This window comes from Pseudomonas sp. DF5, assembly GCF_058148225.1.
Genome location: NZ_JBYVYM010000019.1, coordinates 76,477 through 97,097 on the forward strand (window position 1 = coordinate 76,477; position 20,621 = coordinate 97,097).

The following is a 20,621-nucleotide window of genomic DNA, read 5'->3' on the forward strand; positions in this document are numbered from 1 at the left end:
GCGGGCTTGCCCGCGATGCTTTCAGGGCCCGAAAATCAGATTGGGCAAGTCACGCCTGTACCGCCAATTCCGCAATACCCTTCAGGGTTCTTGGCCAGGTACTGCTGGTGATACGCCTCGGCGAAGTAGAACGTCGGGGCTTCTTCGATTTCGGTGGTGATGGTGCCTTTGCCCGCCTTGGTCAACTCGGCCTGGAATACTTGCTCGCTGTGCTTGGCCGCTGCCAGTTGCGTCGGGTTGGTGGCGTAGATCACCGAGCGGTACTGGGTGCCGATGTCATTGCCCTGGCGCATGCCCTGGGTCGGGTTGTGCAGTTCCCAGAACATCTTCAGCAGCGCTTCATAGCTGACTTTTGCCGGCTCGTAGACCACCAGTACCACTTCGCTGTGGCCGGTCAGGCCCGAGCAGACTTCTTCATACGTAGGGTTCGGCGTAAAGCCGCCGGCGTAACCCACCGCCGTACTGACCACACCTTCGCGCTGCCAGAACTTGCGCTCCGCGCCCCAGAAGCAGCCCAGGCCGAAGATCGCGAAATCCACGTCCATCGCAAACGGGCCCAGCAGTGGCGCGTCGTGGACGAAGTGTTTTTCCGGCACGGTCATTGGGGTTTCGCGGCCAGGCAGAGCTTGTTCTTTAGTCGGGAGCACGTTTTTGTTCACCAGAATTTCCGAGCGCAGAACCATGATCAGTCCTCTCAGTCAGGTTGAGATGTAAATAAACAGACTGCCAGTGTGCCTAATGCCGGTCAGTTACGCACTACCCCTGTGGGAGCGAGCAGGCTCGCTCCCACAGGGGTTCGGTGTCCCACAGGGATTGCGGTGTGCTCAGACGAGCGGGCCGCGCGGGTAGCGTTTGAGCTTTTCGATCAGCTCGGAGCCCGGGATCGGTCGGTCGAACAGGTAGCCCTGGCCGACGTCGCAGCGGTGGCGGCGCAGGAAGGCCAGTTGCTCGGCAGTCTCGATGCCTTCAGCCACGACCTTGAGTTTCAGGTTGTGGGCCATGGCGATCACGGCGGAGGTGATTTCCATGTCGTCCTGGTTGTCCGGGATTTCGTGGATGAAGCTTCGATCGATCTTGATGATGTCGATCGGGAATTTTTTCAAGTAGCTGAGCGACGAGTAACCGGTGCCGAAGTCGTCCATCGCCAGGGTCAGGCCCAGACGCTTGAGCTGATCGAGCTGCAAGTGAGTGTCTTCGGTGGCTTCCAGCAGCAGGCCTTCGGTCAGTTCCAACTCCAGCAGGTTCGCCGGCAGCGCTTCTTCCTTGAGGATGTTGGCGATGGACGCCACCAGGTCCGGGTCGGAGAACTGCTTGGGCGACAGGTTGATCGCCACTTGCAGGTTGCCCAGGCCGGCGGCGGTCAGGTCTTTGCTCATGCGGCAGGCCTGGCGGGCGATCCATTTGCCGATCGGGATGATCAGTCCGGTTTCTTCGGCCACGCTGATGAACTGGTCCGGGCGGATCATGCCTTTTTCCGGATGGTTCCAGCGCAACAGCGCTTCCATGCCCAGCAAGCGACCGCTGCGCAAGCACAGCTTGGGCTGGTAGAACACGTCCAGCTCGTTCTGGGTCAGGGCGCGGCGCAGGTTGTTTTCGACGAACAGTTTGTAGCTGGCCTCGGCGTTCAGCGCTTCGGTGAACACCTGCACCTGGTGTTTACCATTGGCCTTGGCCTTGTGCAGCGCCAGGCCGGCGTTGCGCATCAGCGTCTGTGGGTCGCGACCGTGCAGCGGCGCGCAGGCCAGGCCCACGGAGCCGGTGACGCTGATCAACTGGTTGTCGACGAACATCGGTTTGTCGAGGGTTGCCAGCAATTGATTGGCAACCTGCTGGCCCGCCGAGAGGTCAGTGTCGTCCAGCAGCACCGCGAATTCGTTACTGGCAAAACGCGCCAGACTGCCGCTCGAGCTCAGGCTGTTGCGCAGGCGCCGCGCCAGGCTGATCAGCAGTTTGTCGCCGGTCTGGTGGCCGAGGCTGTCGTTGATCCGCTTGAAGTTGTCGATGTCCACCAGCAGCAGGCTGATGGGTGTATCGCTGTCTCGGGCGAAGCGCTCATCGAGGTTGCGGATGAACGCCGGGCGGTTGCCGAGGTTGGTCAGGTTATCGGTGTAAGCCAGGCGCTCGATTCGTTGCTGGGCGAGTTTGGTCTGGGTGATGTCTTCGTAGATGCCGATGTAGTGCGTCAGCTCACGGTTGTCGCCGTAGACCTTGGAAATCGACAACTGGCCCCAGTAGGGTTCGAGGTTTTTACGTCGACTCTTGAACTCGCCCTGCCAGCTGTTGCTCTTGGCCAGCGCCGACGGGGCGTCGAACAGTAATTCGCTGAGGTTCTCCAGCGCCGGCAGTTCCGACAGCCGATGGCCGTGGACTTCCTCGGTGGTGTACTGGGTGATCGCGGTGAAACTCGGGTTGACGTACTCCACCACGCCGTCGCAATTGACCAGCAGAAAGGCGTTGGCGCTTTGCTCCACCGCACGCTGGAACAAGTGCAGGGCGCTGGTGGCGGTGCGGCGGTTGTGGTTGTTGATGACTTGGGCGAATTGATCCGCCAGTTCGCCGGCGAAAGCGATTTCGTCCGACTGCCAGGCGCGGGTCGCACCGATCTGTTCCAGGCAGAGCACACCGACCACCTGGCCATCGACGCGAATGCTGGCGTCGAGCATGGCGTTGACGTTGCGCGGGCGCAGGTGCTCGGCGATTTCCCGGGTGCGCGGGTCACGCATGGCGTTGTGGGCGTCGATGGCGCGACCGGTGTGCAAGGCGTCGAGGTAATCGGGAAAACCACTGGCGTCGATCGGCTCCGGCAGTTGGTGAACCCGGGTGGCGCGGTGATAGGCCGAGATTGGTGTCAGCAGCGAGCCATCGAGATTCCACAGGCTGGCGCAGTCGATTTGATAGATGTCGCAGGCGCTGCGGGTGATCAGTTCGGCGGCTTCTTGCAGGGAATTGTTGGTGCTATAGCGCTGGCGGGTCAGCAGCAGGATCAGGTCTTGCTGGGCGCGCACCCGGTCCAGGTGCTGCAGTTGTTCCTGCTGGGCACGTTGATTGAGTTCCAGGGCGATTTGCAGGCGTGAGTTCTGGGTTTCCAGATCCAGCGCCGGCAGCAACGGTTCGCCGTCGAACAGGCCGTCCACCACCATCAGGTAGCCGCGCAGCAGGTGCCGATTGTGTTGTTTGTAGGCTTCGCCCAGTTCCAGCAGGCTCAGAACGCCGGCGGCGGTGTGCAAGGTGTAGCGGATCAGGTAATGCGGGCTTTCGGTGAGTTGCTGCTGGATCGTGTCGTGCAGTTGATAGCGCGCTTCGGGTTCCATCAGGCTGGCGTAGGGCGAGCCGACCAGAGCACAAAGCTCCACCGCCGGCAGGCCGAACTGCCGTTCGCAGTTGGGATCGAGAAACAGCAACGCCCAGCTTGGTTCATTCAGCCGTTCGAAACGCAGCATGCCGAGCCGCGAGGGCACAGGCAACTGCGTCACTACCTCGGCCACCATACGGCTGGCGGCATCGGGTTGGCTTTTCATTGAGGGAAACTCGCTTCGAATATGCTGATCGCGCCGGGCTCTCGCCCTCTTTACTGTTGCCTGCGGCAAGGTTGCATCATTGCGACACCGACTGACAAGAGACATGAAGGCCAAGTGCTATAAGAATATGTCGGCAGGCGCAAAGAATTCTCCAGTTCATGGGTGAAAGTAGTGGTGTGGGTCGAAAAGATCGCAGCCTGTATGAACTGCTGAAGGCTGCGATCTTTTCCAGATTCAACGCAATTTGATGCTTATCGACTGCAAGTGCGTGCCATCCCGATCGTGATAGTTGACTAGAACCTGTTCGGTCTCGACGACCAGATGGGCAAAATTGTCCTGGCTGATCACCTCGCTGGTCAGTTCATGCCAATAGTCCCCCGCAGCTGTTCGGGCCAGGGCTTGATCGAGAATGAAGGTTGACGCCTTGGCGTACGGCAGCAGTTTGCTGTTGCACAGCGGTGAAGACACGATGGTATGGACTTCAAAATCCGGGTCCTCACTGTGGGTCAGACGGCTGGTCAGGGAGCCATGGACATCACCGGAAATGAACAAGACGTTTTTGATGCCGCGTGTACGAATCGTCTCCAGCAGCCGTAGCCGTTGCTCGGGGAAGGCCCTCCAGGCGTCATCGCCGTTTAGTTTACGGTCGGGATAGAACATGACGCTGGTGACCACGAATTTGACCCGGGCCGGGCTGTTGATCAGCCAGTTGAGCAGCGCCTGTTCCTGCTCTTCGTCAAGGATGCGCCGGTCGCCGGCCGACAGATTGCGCCGGGTCCGGCTATCGGTGACAAACCACTCGATATCACCCTCGGTGAATTGATACCAATATTGCTCCAGTCTTCTGTTTACTTGCCCATTGGCCAGCAGTTCATGCGCGGGGCTGTGACTGGCTTGATATAACTCATACGCTGCAATGGCGTTTTTGTATAAGTAATCATCGGCATTACTTTTGTTGGCGGGCCAGTTGTCTTCTATTTCATGGTCGTCGAGGATCATGTAAGTCGGCATGCCTGACATTAACTTGGAAATATGAGGCTGCGAAAAGGCTGTGCGGTATTTTTTGAGAATGTCCTTGTATTCCCGGTCGGGGGCCACGAGGTTCAAGTCGTCGACGTAAATCTGATCGCCAGTCATCAGCATGGCGCTGATGGGCGGTTCGGCGCTGTCCGCCAGGCTGTTGATCGAGGCAAAAATCCGGTCGCCCCCCTGTGGGGCCAATGCAATGCCGGCGGTCATTCGCAGGTAACGACATGAGCCGACGATATAGGCCCGTGGCTGGCTGGATTTGCTTGACTGCGTGCGAAAGCGGTAACTTTCCCGTGGCCATTGCAGCGGCAGTTCCTGAATTGTCTCCACGGTATGCACCGGGCTCATGGGGCTGAACCAGCCTGCCTGGTATTCATAGTCGGTGTCGGTGGCCAGGTCGTTGAGTGCAATCACATCGGACATGTCACGCAAGACGGACAGTTTTGCAAATACGCCTTTGGACCAGTATTGCTCACCGGTGCGTCGATAACGGATGCCCGCAAATACCAAGGTATCTTTCTGTGATTCACCTCGCAAGAAAATACGGGCATGGTTAGTTGTGGTGTGGCCGATAATTGGGCCGACAGTTGGTTTGAACATGTTCGAATCCATTCGAAGTAATGCTAACTAAGCAGATTAAGTTGTCGAGGTTTCTGTGAGAAATCTCCAAACTAAGCCTAGTTATTGACTGAAAAAAAATATCGGGCGGAAGTGGACTGGGGTTGTAGGTGGCGTAAGCCGTGAGTGTAGGAATAAAGTGCGGGTGATGGTTTTTTTCAGGTAAAAAAAGCCCCGCCAAATCGACGGGGTTGAGGTACGAGCGTGGCGCTCGGAAAACGTGGAACGCGATTGGCCCTCCGCCAGGGGAGGGCCAGTCGGTGTTACAGCAAGATGGTGCGGATGTCTGCCAGCAGATCGCTCAGACGCTTGGTGAAGCGTGCAGCAGCGGCGCCGTTGATCACGCGGTGATCGTAGGACAGCGACAGCGGCAGCATCAGTTTCGGCTGGAAGGCTTTGCCGTCCCAGACTGGCTGGATGGTTGCCTTGGAAACACCGAGGATCGCCACTTCCGGCGCGTTGACGATCGGCGTGAAACCGGTGCCGCCAATGTGGCCGAGGCTGGAAATGGTGAAGCAGGCGCCTTGCATCTCGTCCGAGGAAAGCTTCTTGGTCCGGGCTTTTTCAGCCAGGGAAGCAGCTTCGGCGGCCAGTTGCAGGAGGCTCTTCTGGTCGACGTTCTTGATGACCGGTACCAGCAGGCCATCCGGGGTGTCGACGGCAAAGCCGATGTTCACGTATTTCTTGCGGATGATCGCTTTGCCGCTTGGAGCCAGTGAACTGTTGAAGTCCGGCAGTTCCTTGAGCAGGTGCGCGCAGGACTTGAGCAGCAGCGGCAGGATGGTCAGCTTGACGCCGGCCTTCTCTGCAACGGCTTTCTGGGCGTTACGGAACGCTTCCAGCTCGGTGATATCCGCCGAGTCGAATTGCGTCACGTGCGGCACGTTCAGCCAGCTGCGGTGCAGGTTGGCAGCGCCGACCTGCATCAGGCGTGTCATCGGCACTTCTTCGATTTCGCCGAAGCGGCTGAAGTCCACGACCGGAATCGGCGGGATGCCCGCGCCGCCGGTTGCACCAGCTGCAGCGGCCGGAGCTTCCTTGGCCTTCTGCATCATGGCCTTGACGTAAACCTGAACGTCTTCCTTCAGGATGCGACCGTGCGGACCGCTGGCGCCGACAGCGCTCAGCTCGACGCCAAACTCGCGGGCCAGTTGACGCACGGCAGGGCCGGCGTGAACTTTCGCGCCAGGCTTGGCAGGAGCAGCAGCCGGGGCAGCAGCAGGAGCGGCGGCAGCCGGAGCAGCAGCAGCAGGCGCTGGAGCACTCGGCGCAGCAGCGGCAGCCGGAGCCGGGGCTGCAGCAGGTGCCGCGCCTTTGACTTTCAGCTTCAGGATCAGGTCGCCCGTACCGACTTCGTCATCCAGCTTGATGGAAACGCTTTCCACCACGCCAGCGGCAGGCGATGGAATTTCCATGCTCGCCTTGTCGGATTCCAGGGTGATCAGCGACTGGTCGGCGGCAACGGTGTCGCCAGCCTTGACCAGTACTTCGATGATCTTGGCTTTGCCCGCCGAACCGATGTCCGGGACGTGAATGTCCTGCACGCTGTCGGCAACCGGTGCAGCCGGCGCCGCGGCGGCTGGCGCCGGAGCAGCGGCAGCAGGCGCAGCAGCCTGGGCTGGCGCGGCAGCAGCAGGGGCCGCAGCACCCGCCACTTCCAGAGCCAGGATCAGGTCGCCCGTGCCGACTTCGTCGTTGAGCTTGACGCTGATGGCCTTGACCACGCCAGCGGCGGGCGAAGGGATTTCCATGCTGGCCTTGTCGGATTCCAGGGTGATCAGCGACTGATCAGCCTCGACGGTGTCGCCGACCTTGACCTGGATCTCGATGATCTGGGCCTTGCCCGACGAACCGATGTCCGGCACGTGCACTTGCTGAATGCTGGCAGCAGCCGGTGCGGCAGCAGGAGCCGCCGGCGCAGGTGCAGCAGCCGGTTTGGCTTCAGCCTTGGCAGCAGGCGCGGCAGCCGCAGGGGCTGGCGCAGCGGCACCTTCGACTTCCAGTTCCAGCAGTTCGTCGCCTTCTTTCAGGCGATCGCCCAGCTTCACTTTCAGGCTCTTGATGATGCCGGCCTTAGGCGCAGGCACTTCCATGCTCGCCTTGTCCGATTCCAGCGTCAGGATGCTCTGATCGGCTTCGATACGGTCGCCGACCTTCACAAACAGTTCAATTACTTCACCTTCACCGCTGCCGATGTCAGGTACGCGAATGAGTTCGCTCACAGAGTGTCTCCTCAGCAGTCCAGTGGGTTGCGTTTTTCCGGGTTGATGCCGAACTTGGCGATGGCTTCAGCCACCACTTTAGGTTCGATGTCACCACGGTCAGCCAAGGCTTCCAGGGCTGCCAACACCACGAAATGACGGTCTACTTCGAAGAAGTGACGCAGCTTCTTGCGGCTGTCACTGCGGCCGAAACCATCGGTGCCCAGGACTTTGAATTCCTTGGACGGGACCCACTGACGAATTTGTTCAGCGAACAGCTTCATGTAGTCGGTAGAGGCAATGACCGGACCTTTACGGCCGTTCAGGCACTCTTCGACATAGCTCAGCTTAGGCTTCTGGCCAGGGTGCAGACGGTTGGTACGCTCAACGGCCAGGCCATCGCGACGCAGTTCGTTGAAGCTGGTAACGCTCCACACGTCAGCGCCGACGTTGAACTCTTCACGCAGGATCTTCGCCGCTTCACGGACTTCACGCAGGATGGTGCCGGAGCCCATCAGCTGAACGTGGTGCGCCGCTTCGCGGGTGTCTTCCTCAAGCAGGTACATGCCTTTCTTGATGCCTTCTTCGGCACCGGCCGGCATGGCTGGCTGCTGGTAGGACTCGTTCATTACGGTGATGTAGTAGAAGACGTCCTGTTGCTCTTCGGTCATCTTCTTCATGCCGTCCTGAATGATCACCGCCAGCTCGTAGCCGTAGGTTGGATCGTAGGTGCGGCAGTTCGGGATGGTGGCAGCCAGCAGGTGGCTGTGACCGTCTTCGTGTTGCAGGCCTTCACCGTTCAGGGTGGTACGGCCGGCGGTGCCGCCGATCAGGAAGCCACGGGTACGGCTGTCGCCAGCGGCCCAGGCCAGGTCGCCGATACGCTGGAAGCCGAACATCGAGTAGAAGATGTAGAACGGCAGCATCGGCTGGTTGTGGCTGGAGTACGAAGTGCCGGCAGCGATGAAGGAGCTCATGGCGCCCGCTTCGTTGATGCCTTCTTCGAGGATCTGGCCCTTCTGGTCTTCCTTGTAGAACATCACCTGGTCTTTATCGACTGGCTCGTAGAGCTGGCCGACGGAGGAGTAGATGCCCAACTGACGGAACATGCCTTCCATACCAAAGGTACGGGCTTCGTCCGGGATGATCGGTACGATGCGCGGGCCGATTTCCTTGTCCTTGACCAGTTGCGCGAGGATACGCACGAAGGCCATGGTGGTGGAGATTTCACGGTCGCCCGAGCCGTCCAGGATCGCCTTGAGGGTGTCCAGTGGAGGGGTCGGGATGTTGAAGCTCTTGGCGCGACGCTGAGGTACGAAACCGCCCAGTGCGGTACGGCGCTCGGCCAGGTAACGGGCTTCGGCGCTGCCTTCTTCCGGTTTGAAGAACGGCAGGTTCTCCAGCTCTTCGTCCTTGACCGGGATGTCGAAACGATCGCGGAACAACTTCAGGCTGTCGACATCGACTTTCTTGGTGTTGTGCGCAGTGTTTTTCGCTTCGCCGGCACCGGTGCCATAACCTTTGATGGTCTTGGCCAGGATGACAGTCGGTTGTTCCTTGTGGTTGACCGCTTCGTGGTACGCCGCGTAGACCTTGTACGGGTCGTGGCCGCCACGGTTGAGTTTCCAGATCTCGTCGTCGGACAGATCTTCGACCATCGCCTTGAGTTCTGGCGTGTTGAAGAAGTGTTCACGCACGAACGCGCCGTCTTTGGCTTTGTAGTTCTGGTACTCGCCGTCGATGACTTCGTCCATGCGGCGTTGCAGGATGCCGTCGACGTCCTTGGCCAGCAGTGGGTCCCAGAAACGGCCCCAGATGACTTTGGTCACGTTCCACTGAGCACCGCGGAACACGCCTTCGAGTTCCTGGATGATCTTGCCGTTGCCGCGAACCGGGCCGTCGAGGCGCTGCAGGTTGCAGTTGATGACGAAGATCAGGTTGTCCAGCTTCTCGCGGCCGGCCAGGGAGATCGCGCCGAGGGATTCCGGCTCGTCGCACTCGCCGTCGCCCAGGAAGCACCAGACTTTCTGTTTGCCTGGCTGGATGAAGCCACGGTGTTCCAGGTACTTCATGAAGCGTGCCTGGTAGATCGCCTGGATCGGGCCCAGACCCATGGATACGGTCGGGAACTGCCAGAAGTCAGGCATCAGCCATGGGTGCGGGTAGGACGACAGGCCCTGACCGTCGACTTCCTGGCGGAAGTTGTTCATCTGGTCTTCGGTGATGCGGCCTTCCATGAACGCACGGGCGTAAACGCCTGGCGAGGTGTGACCCTGGAAGTAGATCAGGTCGCCGCCGTGTTCGTCGGTCGGGGCCTGGAAGAAATAGTTGAAGCCGATGTCGTACAGGGTTGCGCTGGAAGCGAAGCTGGAGATGTGACCGCCCAGGTCAGAATCTTTCAGGTTCGTGCGCATCACCATGGCCATCGCGTTCCAGCGTACCAGCGAGCGAATGCGGCGTTCCATGAACAGGTCGCCAGGCATGCGTGCTTCGTGGGTAACGGGAATGGTATTGCGGTATGGCGTGGTGATGGCGTAAGGCAATTGCGAACCGCTACGGGTTGCGAGTTCGCCCATACGGGTCATCAGATAGTGAGCACGGTCTTCGCCTTCTTTGTCGAGAACCGATTCCAGGGCGTCCAGCCATTCCTGGGTTTCGACGGGATCGAGGTCTTGCATGGCTTGCTCCAGGGCGGAAAGGCTTCCAGAATCGGTTGCCTGAGTTTGCGACTGGCCTTGTGGGCAGACGATATAAATTCTTGGATTGCCGATAGGTTGTTCCGGCGGCGTGTAGTTTTACTACAAATCTTCGGGCATTTCAGCCTTTCGAATGTATAGACGAGTAGTAAAACTACAGATGATTGGCTTGTGGCCTCCGGCTGCGTTGTGAGAATAATCGTTAAGGTTGGTCTTTTGCCAATCGAAAAAGGTGGAAGCTTGATGATCGCTGCCAAAAATAAAGAAATTTCAGCTATTTCTAACCTTTGTTCGACAGTCAGTCACGTAGCGTGTTTTCACGAATCACTACATGCAGCCCTTCACACGCCGATCAAGGATAGACCATGAGCCTCCCTTCGCTTGCCGAACTGCCCGATGGGCTCCTGCCGTTTGTCACCCGCGCCGAGCAGTCGTTCCGTACGACTGTCGGGGTTCTTCCCGACGACCATGGCCTGTCTGCCTGGACGCCAGAACGCTGGGCGCAATTTGCCCGCGTCACCGCTGCCAGCGACTTTGTGATTGAACAGAGTCTGCGTGACCCTTTGATGTTGCTGGAACTGGTGCAGTCCGGCGAACTGGACCGCGCCTTGGCGCCGGGCGAGTTGTGCGCACAGATTGCGACGGCGGTGAGCGCCGCCGAAACCGACGACCAGCTTGGCCGTGTTCTGCGCCGCCAGCGTAATCGTCATCAGGTGCGGATCATCTGGCGCGACCTGACTCGCCAGGCCGATCTGGTCCAGACCTGTCGCGACCTCTCGGACATGGCCGATGCCAGCATCGATCAGGCCTATCAGTGGTTGTACTCGCGGCATTGCCAGCAGTTCGGCGTGCCCACCGGGCGGCGCAGCGGCGAGCCGCAGCAGATGGTCATCCTCGGCATGGGCAAACTCGGCGCGGTGGAGCTGAACCTGTCGTCGGACATCGATCTGATCTTTGCCTACCCCGAGGGCGGCGAAACCGTCGGCGTGAAACGCTCGCTGGATAACCAGGAGTTTTTCATTCGTCTCGGCCAGCGTCTGATCAAGGCGCTGGACCCGATGACCGTCGACGGTTTCGTATTTCGCGTCGACATGCGCTTGCGGCCTTACGGTTCGTCCGGCGCTCTGGTGCTGAGCTTCAATGCGCTGGAACAGTATTACCAGGATCAGGGCCGCGACTGGGAACGCTACGCGATGATCAAGGCGCGGGTGGTGGCTGGCGATCAGGTGGCTGGCGCCCAGTTGCTCGAGATGCTGCGGCCGTTCGTTTACCGGCGTTACCTGGACTTCTCGGCCATCGAAGCGCTGCGCACCATGAAGCAGTTGATTCAGCAGGAAGTCCGGCGCAAGGGTATGGCCGACAACATCAAGCTTGGCTCCGGCGGCATCCGTGAAGTCGAGTTTATCGCCCAGGCCTTCCAGCTGATTCACGGTGGTCGCGACCTGAGCCTGCAGCAGCGTCCTCTATTAAAAGTACTGAGCACCCTGGAGGGGCAGGGCTATCTGCCGCCGGCGGTGGTCAGCGAACTGCGCGAAGGCTACGAATTCCTGCGTTACACCGAGCACGCGATTCAGGCGATTGCCGACCGCCAGACCCAGATGTTGCCGGACGGCGCGCAGGATCAGGCGCGCATTGCCTTTATGCTCGGGTTTGCCAACTGGACGGCATTCCACGAACAACTGATGTACTGGCGTGGCCGGGTGGCCTGGCACTTCGGTCAGGTGATTGCCGATCCCGACGAAGAGCAAGGCACCGAAAGCGAAGTGGTGGTCGGCGGGGAATGGCTGCCGCTGTGGGAAGAAGCCCAGGACGAAGAAGCCGCGTGCCGCCAGCTCGAAGAGGGCGGTTTCGCCGATGCCGCCAAGGCGCTGAAAGCATTGGCCAGTCTGCGCAGCAGTCCGCAATTGCGTGCCATGCAACGCCTGGGGCGCGAACGCCTCGATGCTTTTATACCGCGCTTGCTGGCCCAGGCTGTGGAACATGCCAATCCCGATCTGGTGCTGGAGCGCGTGCTACCACTGGTTGAGGCGGTGGCGCGGCGTTCTGCCTATCTGGTGCTGCTGACCGAAAACCCCGGCGCGCTGCGCCGTCTGCTGACACTGTGCGCGGCCAGTCCGTGGATTGCCGAGCAGATCACGCGCTTCCCGTTGCTGCTCGACGAATTGCTCAACGAAGGCCGGTTGTTCAAGCCGCCGCTGGCGCCGGAGCTGGCGGCCGAGTTGCGCGAGCGTCTGACGCGGATTCCTGAAGACGACCTCGAACAACAAATGGAAGCCCTGCGGCATTTCAAACTGGCGCACCGCTTGCGCGTCGCCGCTTCGGAAATCGCCGGTAGCCTGCCATTGATGAAAGTCAGCGATTACCTGACCTGGCTTGCCGAAGCGATCCTCGAACAAGTGCTGGCCCTGGCCTGGCGACAGACGGTGGCCAAGTACGGTACGCCGCTGCGCACTGATGGCAGCGTGTGCGACCCTGGATTCATCATTGTCGGTTACGGGAAAGTCGGCGGTCTGGAACTGGGGCATAGTTCGGACCTGGACCTGGTGTTCATCCATGACGCGGATGCGCAGGCGGAAACCGACGGCCCGAAACCCATCGACGGCGCGCAGTTTTTTACCCGGCTCGGGCAGCGGATCATTCACTTGCTGACGGCTCAGACCAACTCCGGTCAGCTGTATGAAGTGGATATGCGCCTGCGGCCGTCCGGTGCTTCCGGTTTGCTGGTGAGTTCATTAGGCGCGTTTGCCCGGTATCAGGAGAACGAGGCCTGGACCTGGGAGCACCAGGCGCTGGTGCGGGCGCGTGTGCTGGTGGGCAGTCAGGATGTCGGCCAGGCGTTCGAGAAGGTTCGCGCAACGGTATTGGCCAAATCCCGGGATCTGTCGACCTTGCGCCAGGAGGTTAGCGAGATGCGCGCCAAGATGCGCGATAATCTTGGCAGCAAGACCACCGCGGCGGGTATGGCGGCAAATGCCTTTGAGGCCACGGCGCCATTCGATCTCAAGCAGGACGCTGGAGGTATCGTCGATATTGAATTTATGGTGCAATACGCGGCTCTGGCGTGGTCTGGAACGCACCCGTCATTGCTGCGCTATACCGACAATATCCGCATTCTGGAAGGGCTGGAGGAGGAAGGGTTGATACCCGCCGAAGACGCCAGCCTGTTGCGTGAGGTCTATAAAGCCTACCGCTCCGCCGCTCACCGGGAGGCCTTGCAGAAGGACTCCGGGGTAATACCGGGCGACCAGTTCGTGGATGAACGACGGCAGGTCATGCGGATCTGGCGTGAGCTGGGGTTAAGCTGAAAAGGGAATTTGCAACACCCAATACCCATTGTGGGAGCGAGCCTGCTCGCGATGAGGCCGTTACATTCACCATTTATGATGAGTGTCAGGCCGCCATCGCGAGCAGGCTCGCTCCCACAGTAGAACTGCAGTGTTCTGTAGAATTCTCGAGGCGGGGAGGCGTATGCCTCCCCGGTTCGTTTTTGGAAACCACATGAAAATTCTGATCGTTGGGCCCAGTTGGGTCGGTGACATGGTGATGGCGCAGACACTTTTTCAGTGTCTCAAACAACGCCACCCTCAGTGCGAAATCGACGTGCTGGCCCCCGAGTGGAGCCGGCCGATCCTCGAGCGCATGCCTGAAGTACGCCAGGCCTTGAGCTTCCCGCTCGGCCACGGCGTGCTGGAACTGGCGACGCGTCGGCGCATCGGTAAATCCCTGGCCGGTCAGTACGACCAGGCCATTCTGCTGCCCAATTCGCTGAAATCGGCCCTGGTGCCGTTTTTTGCCGGTATCCCGAAACGCACCGGCTGGCGTGGCGAGTTCCGCTACGGCCTGCTCAATGACGTGCGCACGCTCGACAAAGAACGTTATCCATTGATGATCGAGCGCTTCATGGCCCTGGCCTTTGAGCCTGGCATCGAGCTGCCGAAACCTTATCCACGGCCGAGTTTGCAGATCGATCCGGTGACTCGTGACGGCGCGCTGGCCAAGTTCGGCCTGGCCCTTGACCGTCCGGTGTTGGCGCTGTGCCCCGGCGCCGAGTTCGGCGAGTCCAAGCGCTGGCCGTCCGAGCACTATGCCAAGGTCGCCGAGGCGAAGATTCGTGAAGGCTGGCAAGTCTGGCTGTTCGGCTCGAAAAACGATCACGCGGTGGGCGAAGACATACGTGGGCGGTTGATTCCGGGGCTGCGTGAAGAGTCGGTGAACCTCAGTGGCGGCACTTCCCTGGCCGAGGCCATCGATTTGCTGTCCTGCGCCGACGCGGTGGTCTCCAACGACTCCGGCCTGATGCACGTGGCTGCCGCGCTGAACCGCCCGTTGGTGGCGGTATACGGCTCGACGTCGCCGGGCTTCACGCCACCGCTGGCCGAGCATGTCGAGATCGTGCGCCTGGGCATCGAATGCAGTCCGTGCTTCGATCGCACCTGCCGTTTCGGTCATTACAACTGCTTGCGCCAGCTCATGCCCAAAGCGGTGAACGAAGCCTTGCAGCGTTTGCTGGGCACTGTGGTCGAGGTCAAATAGTTTGCGGGTACTGTTGATCAAGACTTCTTCGCTGGGCGATGTGATTCACGCGTTGCCAGCGTTGACCGATGCGGCGCGGGCGATCCCCGGCATCAAGTTCGACTGGGTGGTGGAAGAAGGTTTCGCCGAGATTCCGACCTGGCACCCGGCCGTGGGCAAGGTGATTCCGGTGGCGATCCGTCGCTGGCGCAAAAACATCTGGCAGACCATCAAGAGTGGCGAGTGGAAGCGCTTCAAGCAAAGCGTCCGCGCGACGAAATACGACTTGGTGATCGATGCCCAAGGCCTGCTGAAAAGTGCATTGTTGACGCGCTATGCCAAAGCACCGGTGGCCGGGCTGGACAAGAACTCGGCCCGTGAACCGATCGCCGCGCGCTTCTATTCTCGACGTCTGGCCGTGGCCCGTGGGCAGCACGCGGTTGAACGAGTGCGTCAGCTGTTCGCGTTGGCCCTGGGTTACGACCTGCCTAAAGGCCTGGGCGACTACGGCCTGAACGTCGAGCGGTTGGTGGAATTGCCACGCAAGAATCCGTACGTGGTGTTTCTCCACGGCACCACCTGGGACACCAAGCACTGGCCCGAAGCCTATTGGCGCGAGCTGGCCGAGCGGGTGGGGTATCTCGGCGTGGCGGTGAAGCTGCCGTGGGGCAATCCGGTGGAAAAGGCCCGCGCCGAGCGCATTGCCAAAGACATGAAACACGTCGAAGTACTGCCCAGGCTGAACCTGGCGGGTGTCGGCAAAGTCCTGGCCGGTGCGCAAGCCTGCGTGGCGGTGGACACCGGCCTCGGTCACCTGGCCGCGGCGCTGGACGTGCCGACCCTGTCGCTGTTCGGTCCGACTAATCCGGGCCTGACCGGCGCCTACGGCAAATCGCAGATCCATATGGCCAGCGACTTCCCTTGCGCGCCATGCCTGCAAAAGAAATGCACCTATCAACCGACGGCCGATGATGCCCGTCGGTTCGATCTGAAACGCGAGTGGCCCCTGTGCTTCACGCGCCTGAATCCCGAGCGTGTCGCGAGCCGACTGAGCACGTTGTTACTGGCTGAGGAGCTGCGCTGATGCAATTGGCATTTGTCCTGTACAAGTACTTTCCCTTTGGCGGCTTGCAGCGCGACTTCATGCGTATCGCCCTTGAATGCCAGCAGCGCGGCCATCAGATTCGTGTCTACACGTTGATCTGGGAAGGCGAGATCCCGCCGGGTTTCGAAGTGTTGGTGGCGCCGGTCAAGGCGTTCTTCAATCATCGGCGCAACGAGAAACTCACCGAATGGATGGAAGCCGATCTGGCCAAGCGTCCGGTGGATCGCTTGATCGGTTTCAACAAAATGCCGGGCCTGGACGTTTACTACGCCGCCGACGGCTGCTTCGAAGACAAGGCGCAAAACCTGCGCAATTCGCTGTACCGTCGCTGGGGCCGCTATCGGCACTTCGCCGAGTACGAGCGCGCGGTGTTCGCCAAAGATGCCAAGACCGAAGTGCTGATGATTTCCGAAGTCCAGCAGCCGCTGTTCATCAAGCACTACGACACACCGCTGGCGCGCTTCCATTTGCTGCCACCGGGCATTGCCCAAGACCGTCGTCGCCCCGCGAATGCGGACGAAATTCGTGCCGGTTTCCGCGCCGAATTCAACCTGAAGGACGATGATCTGTTGTTGGTGCAGATCGGTTCCGGGTTCAAGACCAAAGGCGTGGACCGCAGCCTCAAGGCACTGGCTGCGCTGCCCGCCGAGCTGAAAAAACGCACCCGGCTGTTTGTAATTGGCCAGGACGACCCCAAAGTATTCCAATTGCAGAGCGCCACATTGGGGCTCGGCGACAACGTGCAGTTCCTCAAGGGCCGCAGCGATATCCCGCGTTTCCTGCTCGGTGCCGATCTGCTGATCCACCCGGCGTACAACGAAAACACCGGGACGGTATTGCTTGAGGCCCTGGTAGCCGGTTTGCCGGTGCTGGTGAGCGCGGTGTGTGGTTACGCCCATTACATCGCCGAGGCCGATGCGGGTCTGGTGCTGGACGAGCCCTTCGATCAGGCGCAACTGACTCAATACCTGACCGGCATGTTGAACGACACAGATGCACGGGCGGCCTGGAGCCGCAACGGTCTGGCCTTCGCCGAGACGGCCGACCTCTACAGCATGCCGCAGCACGCGGCCGATGTGATTCTGGCGGAGCACGCTTAATGAAGTTGATGCTGGCTGAACCGTTCAAGAGCCTCTGGACCGGACGCGACCCGTTCGCCGAAGTCGAGGGCCTCAAGGGTGAGGTGTACCGCGAGCTCGAAGCGCGCCGGACACTGCGAACCGAAGTGGACGGCCACGGGTTCTTCGTGAAGATTCACCGGGGCATCGGCTGGGGCGAGATTTTCAAGAACCTGCTGACCGCCAAGCTGCCGGTGCTGGGCGCGGGCCAGGAGTGGAAGGCCATTCAGCGCCTGCAAGAAGTCGGCGTGCCGACCATGACTGCTGTCGCTTATGGCGAAAAGGGCAGCAACCCGGCGGATCAGCATTCGTTCATCGTCACTGAAGAGCTGGCACCCACCGTCAGTCTTGAAGATTTCAGTATCGACTGGGTCAAACACCCGCCGGAGCCCAAGCTCAAACGCGCCCTGATCGCCGAAGTCGCACGCATGACCGGCATGATGCACCGCGCCGGGGTCAACCATCGCGACTGCTACATCTGCCACTTCCTGCTGCACACCGATAAACCGGTGACCTGCGATGATTTCAAGTTGTCGGTGATCGACCTGCACCGCGCCCAGACCCGACCGACGATTACCCGGCGCTGGCGCAACAAGGATCTGGCGGCGCTGTATTTTTCGGCGCTGGAGATCGGCCTGACCCGTCGCGACAAGCTGCGTTTCCTCAAGGGTTATTTCCAGCAACCTCTGCGTCAGATTCTGGCTGAAGAAGCCGGGTTGCTGGCGTGGCTCGAAGGCAAGGCCAATAAACTCTACGAGCGTAAACAGCGATACGGGGATGCGCTCTAATGTCGGGTTGGACACTGGAGCCGGCTTATAGCGATCTGGCAGAAGATTTCGGCAGTCTTGATGCGGTGTTTGCCCTCCAGGGCGAGCGGTTGACCCATGATCCGCTGTCCGAAGTTATTCGGGTCCAGCGCAACGGCGTCAACTATTACGTCAAGCGCTACGTCAGTGCCGGCAAAGGCCTGCGTCGCTACTTGGGCAAGCCTCGGGTCAAGGCCGAATGGCAGAACCTCAAGCGTTTCGCCAAGTGGGGCATTCCCACCGCAGAGGTTGTGGCCTGGGGGCTGGAGAGGCACGGCGTGACGTACGCCCGTGGGGCGATGATCACCCGCGAACTGCCGCATACCGAAGACTTGTCGGTCCTGGCTAATCGGCATGATCCGAAACTGGCGGATCGCGCCTGGGTCGATACCATCAGTCGTCAATTGGCCGGCTACACCCGGACCATGCACGACAACCGTTTTACTCATAACGATTTGAAGTGGCGCAACCTGTTGGTCGACGATCAAGCCCGGCTGTTCCTGATCGATTGCCCCAATGGCGATTTCTGGCGCGGCTTCTGGCTCAAATACCGCATCACCAAAGACCTGGCCTGCCTCGACAAGGTCGCCAAGTATCACCTGTCGGCCACCCAGCGCCTGCGCTTTTACCTGCAATACCGCCAATGCGCCCGGCTCGATGCCGCGGACAAGAAACGCATTCGGCACGTGGTGAGATTTTTTGAGGGACGCGAATGACTGACTTTCTGGCTGCTGAAGACCGTGCGCTGTTCGAGCGTCATGGTCTCGGCACCTTCGACGCACTTTGGGCCAAACAGCTCGACGCGGTGGATGAGCCCAACACCGGCCGGGGTGGCTGGAGCAGTGTGTTTCGGCTGGATCTGGACGGTCATGGCTACTACCTCAAGCGCCAGAGCAACTACCTGACGCGCTCCCGGCATTCGCCCTTTGGCGAGCCGAGTTTTGCCCGTGAATTTCGCAACATCAGTCGTTATCGGACACTGGGTATTCCGGCGCTGCGGGCGGCGTTTTTTGGTGAGCGCAAGGTTGACGGCGAAGTTCGGGCGATTCTGCTGACTCACGCACTGGACGGTTGGGATGATCTGGATTCGCTGTTGCAGCGCTGGTCGGAGCTGAGCGCGATACAGCACTCGGCCATTCTCAAGGCCTGTGGGCAACTGGCGCGACGCCTGCACGGCAGGCGCCAGATCCACGGTTGCTTCTACCCCAAACACATTTTTCTTCAGGCCACCGGCGACGGCTATCAGGCGCAACTGATCGACCTGGAAAAAACCCGGCCGCTGTTTTTCGGCCGGCGTGATCGGATCAAGGATCTGGAGCCGTTGCTGCGTCGGGCGCCGGAATGGAGCGACAGCCAGCTGCGCGAATTGTTGGCGGTTTATCTGGATCAGTCGCTGAACAGTTCGCGGGTGGACCGCTGGGTATCGCGCCTGAGTGCGCGGCGCAGTAACAAGGAGACGCGTTGATGCGTTTGTCCGAACTGAAAAACGCCGGCCGCAGCCCGAGCCTGCCGCTGAGCATTCCACTGGCCGATGCCGCGGGGCCTGCCGATTTGCAGTTGCTGAGTCTGCTGCGGGTGTTGCCGGGACAGCGTTATGTTGGGGCTGGCGTCTGGCGCGGCCGGCCGGTGCTGGCCAAGTTGTTGGTCGGTGGCAAAGCGGCGCGGCATTTTCAACGCGAACTGGACGGTGTGCGTTTGCTGGCCGCTCAGGGGCTGACCACGCCGTTGTTATTGGCCGATGGCCTCAAGGACGGCGAGGGCGGTTGGCTATTGTTCGATTTCCTTGAGGGTGCCGAGAGCCTGGGGGATGCCTGGAAGCAGGTCGAACACTTGCCCGCATTGGCGGATGAACAATCCGCGGTGCTGGCTGAGGCGTTGGGCGCCATCGGCCAACTGCACAGCAAAGGCCTGTGGCAGGAGGACCTGCACCTGGACAACCTGCTGCGCCATGGCGGTCAGTTGTATTTGATCGATGGCGCCGGGATCTGCGTCGAAACGGCGGGCAAGCCGCTGTCGCAACAGAAAGTCCTGGAAAACCTCGGGGTGTTTTTCGCCCAGTTGCCCAAAGCGTTGGAACCCTTCACCGAAGAGTTGCTGGTGTATTACCTGCTGAGTAACGGCGAACACGCGTTGCCGATGGAGGCGTTGCAAAAACAGATCGACAAGGTCCGTCGCTGGCGTTTGAAGGACTTCCTGATCAAGGTCGGCCGCGAGTGCACGCTGTTCAGCGTCCAGCGCGGAGCGTTTGGCTTGCGGGCGATTCGCCGTGAGGAAGAGGCCGCGATGCTGCCGGTGCTGGCGCAGGCCGATGCCTTGCTCGATCAGGGTCATCTGTATAAGACCGGCGGCGCGGCGAGCGTCGGCAAGGTCGAGGTGGCCGGGCGCACGTTGGTGGTCAAGCGTTACAACATCAAAGGCTTTGCCCACTGGCTCAAGCGCTTCTGGCGCCCGAGCCGCGCCTGGCACTCATGGCGCGAAGGCAATCGCCTGGCGTTCCTCGGCATTGCCACGCCCAAACCATTGGCGTTGCTGGAGAAGCGTTTTCTCTGGCTGCGCAGCCGGGCGTACCTGGTGACCGAGTATTTGCCGGGGCCGGACATCATCGAGCGCTTCGCGCCGTACGTTGAGAGCGGGGATGCGCCAGAGGCTGAGCTGCGGGCTCTGGATCACCTGTTCGCCGAGCTGATTGGCGAGCGGATCAGCCATGGCGATTTCAAGGGCCATAACCTGTTCTGGCAGCAGGATCGCTGGGCACTGATCGATCTGGATTCGATGTGTCAGCATGCTTCGCTCAGCAGCTTTGCTCCAGCGTATGCGCGGGATCGGGCGCGATTCATGCGCAACTGGCCCGAGAGCAGTGCGCTGTACCAAGTGATTGACCAGCGTCTGCCCAAAGATATTTCTGGCGCTGCTTGAAGCGGGTCTTCGACCCCATCGCGGGCTTGCCCGCGATGGCGCCAGATCAGTCTCCCGAGAACTGGCGGACAAGTTCTTGTGAATCGTCCTACATGATCTGCA

Annotated in this window: 13 protein-coding genes; 8 read left to right on the forward strand and 5 right to left on the reverse strand. The window is 60.4% G+C overall.

Annotated features, from left to right (window positions below; translation table 11 throughout):
* Positions 1–35: 35 nt before the first annotated feature.
* The 5 genes from msrA to aceE all read right to left on the reverse strand — a co-directional run bounded on the left by msrA (position 36) and on the right by aceE (position 10,044).
* Positions 36–683, reverse strand: a complete 648-nt coding sequence (gene msrA / locus AC30D7_RS18335) for a peptide-methionine (S)-S-oxide reductase MsrA (protein ID WP_465803070.1) — start codon at positions 681–683, stop codon at positions 36–38.
* Between the two features lie 141 nt (positions 684–824).
* A complete protein-coding gene (locus tag AC30D7_RS18340) occupies positions 825–3,518 on the reverse strand; it encodes a putative bifunctional diguanylate cyclase/phosphodiesterase (RefSeq protein ID WP_490135000.1) in 2,694 nt (897 codons plus the stop codon).
* Between the two features lie 234 nt (positions 3,519–3,752).
* Positions 3,753–5,147, reverse strand: a complete 1,395-nt coding sequence (locus AC30D7_RS18345) for an alkaline phosphatase D family protein (RefSeq protein ID WP_490135001.1) — start codon at positions 5,145–5,147, stop codon at positions 3,753–3,755.
* 281 nt (positions 5,148–5,428) lie between these two features.
* Positions 5,429–7,387: a dihydrolipoyllysine-residue acetyltransferase gene (gene aceF, locus AC30D7_RS18350; protein WP_490135002.1), complete on the reverse strand. Its 1,959-nt coding sequence runs from the start codon at positions 7,385–7,387 to the stop codon at positions 5,429–5,431.
* A gap of 11 nt (positions 7,388–7,398) precedes the next feature.
* A complete protein-coding gene (gene aceE / locus AC30D7_RS18355) occupies positions 7,399–10,044 on the reverse strand; it encodes a pyruvate dehydrogenase (acetyl-transferring), homodimeric type (RefSeq protein WP_490135003.1) in 2,646 nt (881 codons plus the stop codon).
* 383 nt (positions 10,045–10,427) lie between these two features.
* On the opposite strand from aceE, the gene glnE reads away from it, so the two are divergent.
* The 8 genes from glnE to AC30D7_RS18395 all read left to right on the forward strand — a co-directional run bounded on the left by glnE (position 10,428) and on the right by AC30D7_RS18395 (position 20,519).
* On the forward strand, positions 10,428–13,367 hold the full coding sequence (glnE, locus tag AC30D7_RS18360; protein ID WP_490135004.1) for a bifunctional [glutamate--ammonia ligase]-adenylyl-L-tyrosine phosphorylase/[glutamate--ammonia-ligase] adenylyltransferase: 2,940 nt from the start codon (positions 10,428–10,430) through the stop codon (positions 13,365–13,367).
* A gap of 193 nt (positions 13,368–13,560) precedes the next feature.
* Positions 13,561–14,595, forward strand: coding sequence for a lipopolysaccharide heptosyltransferase II (gene waaF, locus AC30D7_RS18365; protein ID WP_018928560.1), 1,035 nt, complete (start codon positions 13,561–13,563; stop codon positions 14,593–14,595).
* A 1-nt stretch (position 14,596) separates the two neighbouring features.
* Complete coding sequence (gene waaC / locus AC30D7_RS18370; protein WP_018928559.1) at positions 14,597–15,658, forward strand: lipopolysaccharide heptosyltransferase I; 1,062 nt, start codon at positions 14,597–14,599, stop codon at positions 15,656–15,658.
* On the forward strand, positions 15,658–16,779 hold the full coding sequence (locus tag AC30D7_RS18375; protein WP_490135005.1) for a glycosyltransferase family 4 protein: 1,122 nt from the start codon (positions 15,658–15,660) through the stop codon (positions 16,777–16,779). The genes waaC and AC30D7_RS18375 overlap by 1 nt, the downstream gene beginning before the upstream one ends.
* Complete coding sequence (rfaP, locus tag AC30D7_RS18380) at positions 16,779–17,585, forward strand: lipopolysaccharide core heptose(I) kinase RfaP (RefSeq protein ID WP_490135006.1); 807 nt, start codon at positions 16,779–16,781, stop codon at positions 17,583–17,585. The genes AC30D7_RS18375 and rfaP overlap by 1 nt, the downstream gene beginning before the upstream one ends.
* Positions 17,585–18,319, forward strand: coding sequence for a lipopolysaccharide kinase InaA family protein (locus AC30D7_RS18385; protein WP_490135007.1), 735 nt, complete (start codon positions 17,585–17,587; stop codon positions 18,317–18,319). Before rfaP ends, AC30D7_RS18385 begins: the two co-directional genes overlap by 1 nt.
* Positions 18,316–19,068 (forward strand): lipopolysaccharide kinase InaA family protein, encoded by a 753-nt coding sequence (locus tag AC30D7_RS18390; protein WP_490135008.1) that lies wholly within the window; start codon positions 18,316–18,318, stop codon positions 19,066–19,068. Before AC30D7_RS18385 ends, AC30D7_RS18390 begins: the two co-directional genes overlap by 4 nt.
* Entirely contained in the window at positions 19,068–20,519 is a 1,452-nt protein-coding gene (locus AC30D7_RS18395; RefSeq protein WP_490135009.1) for a lipopolysaccharide kinase InaA family protein, read from the forward strand. Before AC30D7_RS18390 ends, AC30D7_RS18395 begins: the two co-directional genes overlap by 1 nt.
* Positions 20,520–20,621 lie beyond the last annotated feature (102 nt).

Coding starts and splice junctions, on each gene's coding strand:
- msrA (WP_465803070.1), bottom strand. CDS start 683: ATGGTTCTGCGCTCGGAAATTCTGGTGAACAAAAACGTGCTCCCGACT.
- AC30D7_RS18340 (WP_490135000.1), bottom strand. CDS start 3,518: ATGAAAAGCCAACCCGATGCCGCCAGCCGTATGGTGGCCGAGGTAGTG.
- AC30D7_RS18345 (WP_490135001.1), bottom strand. CDS start 5,147: ATGTTCAAACCAACTGTCGGCCCAATTATCGGCCACACCACAACTAAC.
- aceE (WP_490135003.1), bottom strand. CDS start 10,044: ATGCAAGACCTCGATCCCGTCGAAACCCAGGAATGGCTGGACGCCCTG.
- glnE (WP_490135004.1), top strand. CDS start 10,428: ATGAGCCTCCCTTCGCTTGCCGAACTGCCCGATGGGCTCCTGCCGTTT.
- waaF (WP_018928560.1), top strand. CDS start 13,561: ATGAAAATTCTGATCGTTGGGCCCAGTTGGGTCGGTGACATGGTGATG.
- AC30D7_RS18375 (WP_490135005.1), top strand. CDS start 15,658: ATGCAATTGGCATTTGTCCTGTACAAGTACTTTCCCTTTGGCGGCTTG.
- rfaP (WP_490135006.1), top strand. CDS start 16,779: ATGAAGTTGATGCTGGCTGAACCGTTCAAGAGCCTCTGGACCGGACGC.
- AC30D7_RS18385 (WP_490135007.1), top strand. CDS start 17,585: ATGTCGGGTTGGACACTGGAGCCGGCTTATAGCGATCTGGCAGAAGAT.
- AC30D7_RS18390 (WP_490135008.1), top strand. CDS start 18,316: ATGACTGACTTTCTGGCTGCTGAAGACCGTGCGCTGTTCGAGCGTCAT.
- AC30D7_RS18395 (WP_490135009.1), top strand. CDS start 19,068: ATGCGTTTGTCCGAACTGAAAAACGCCGGCCGCAGCCCGAGCCTGCCG.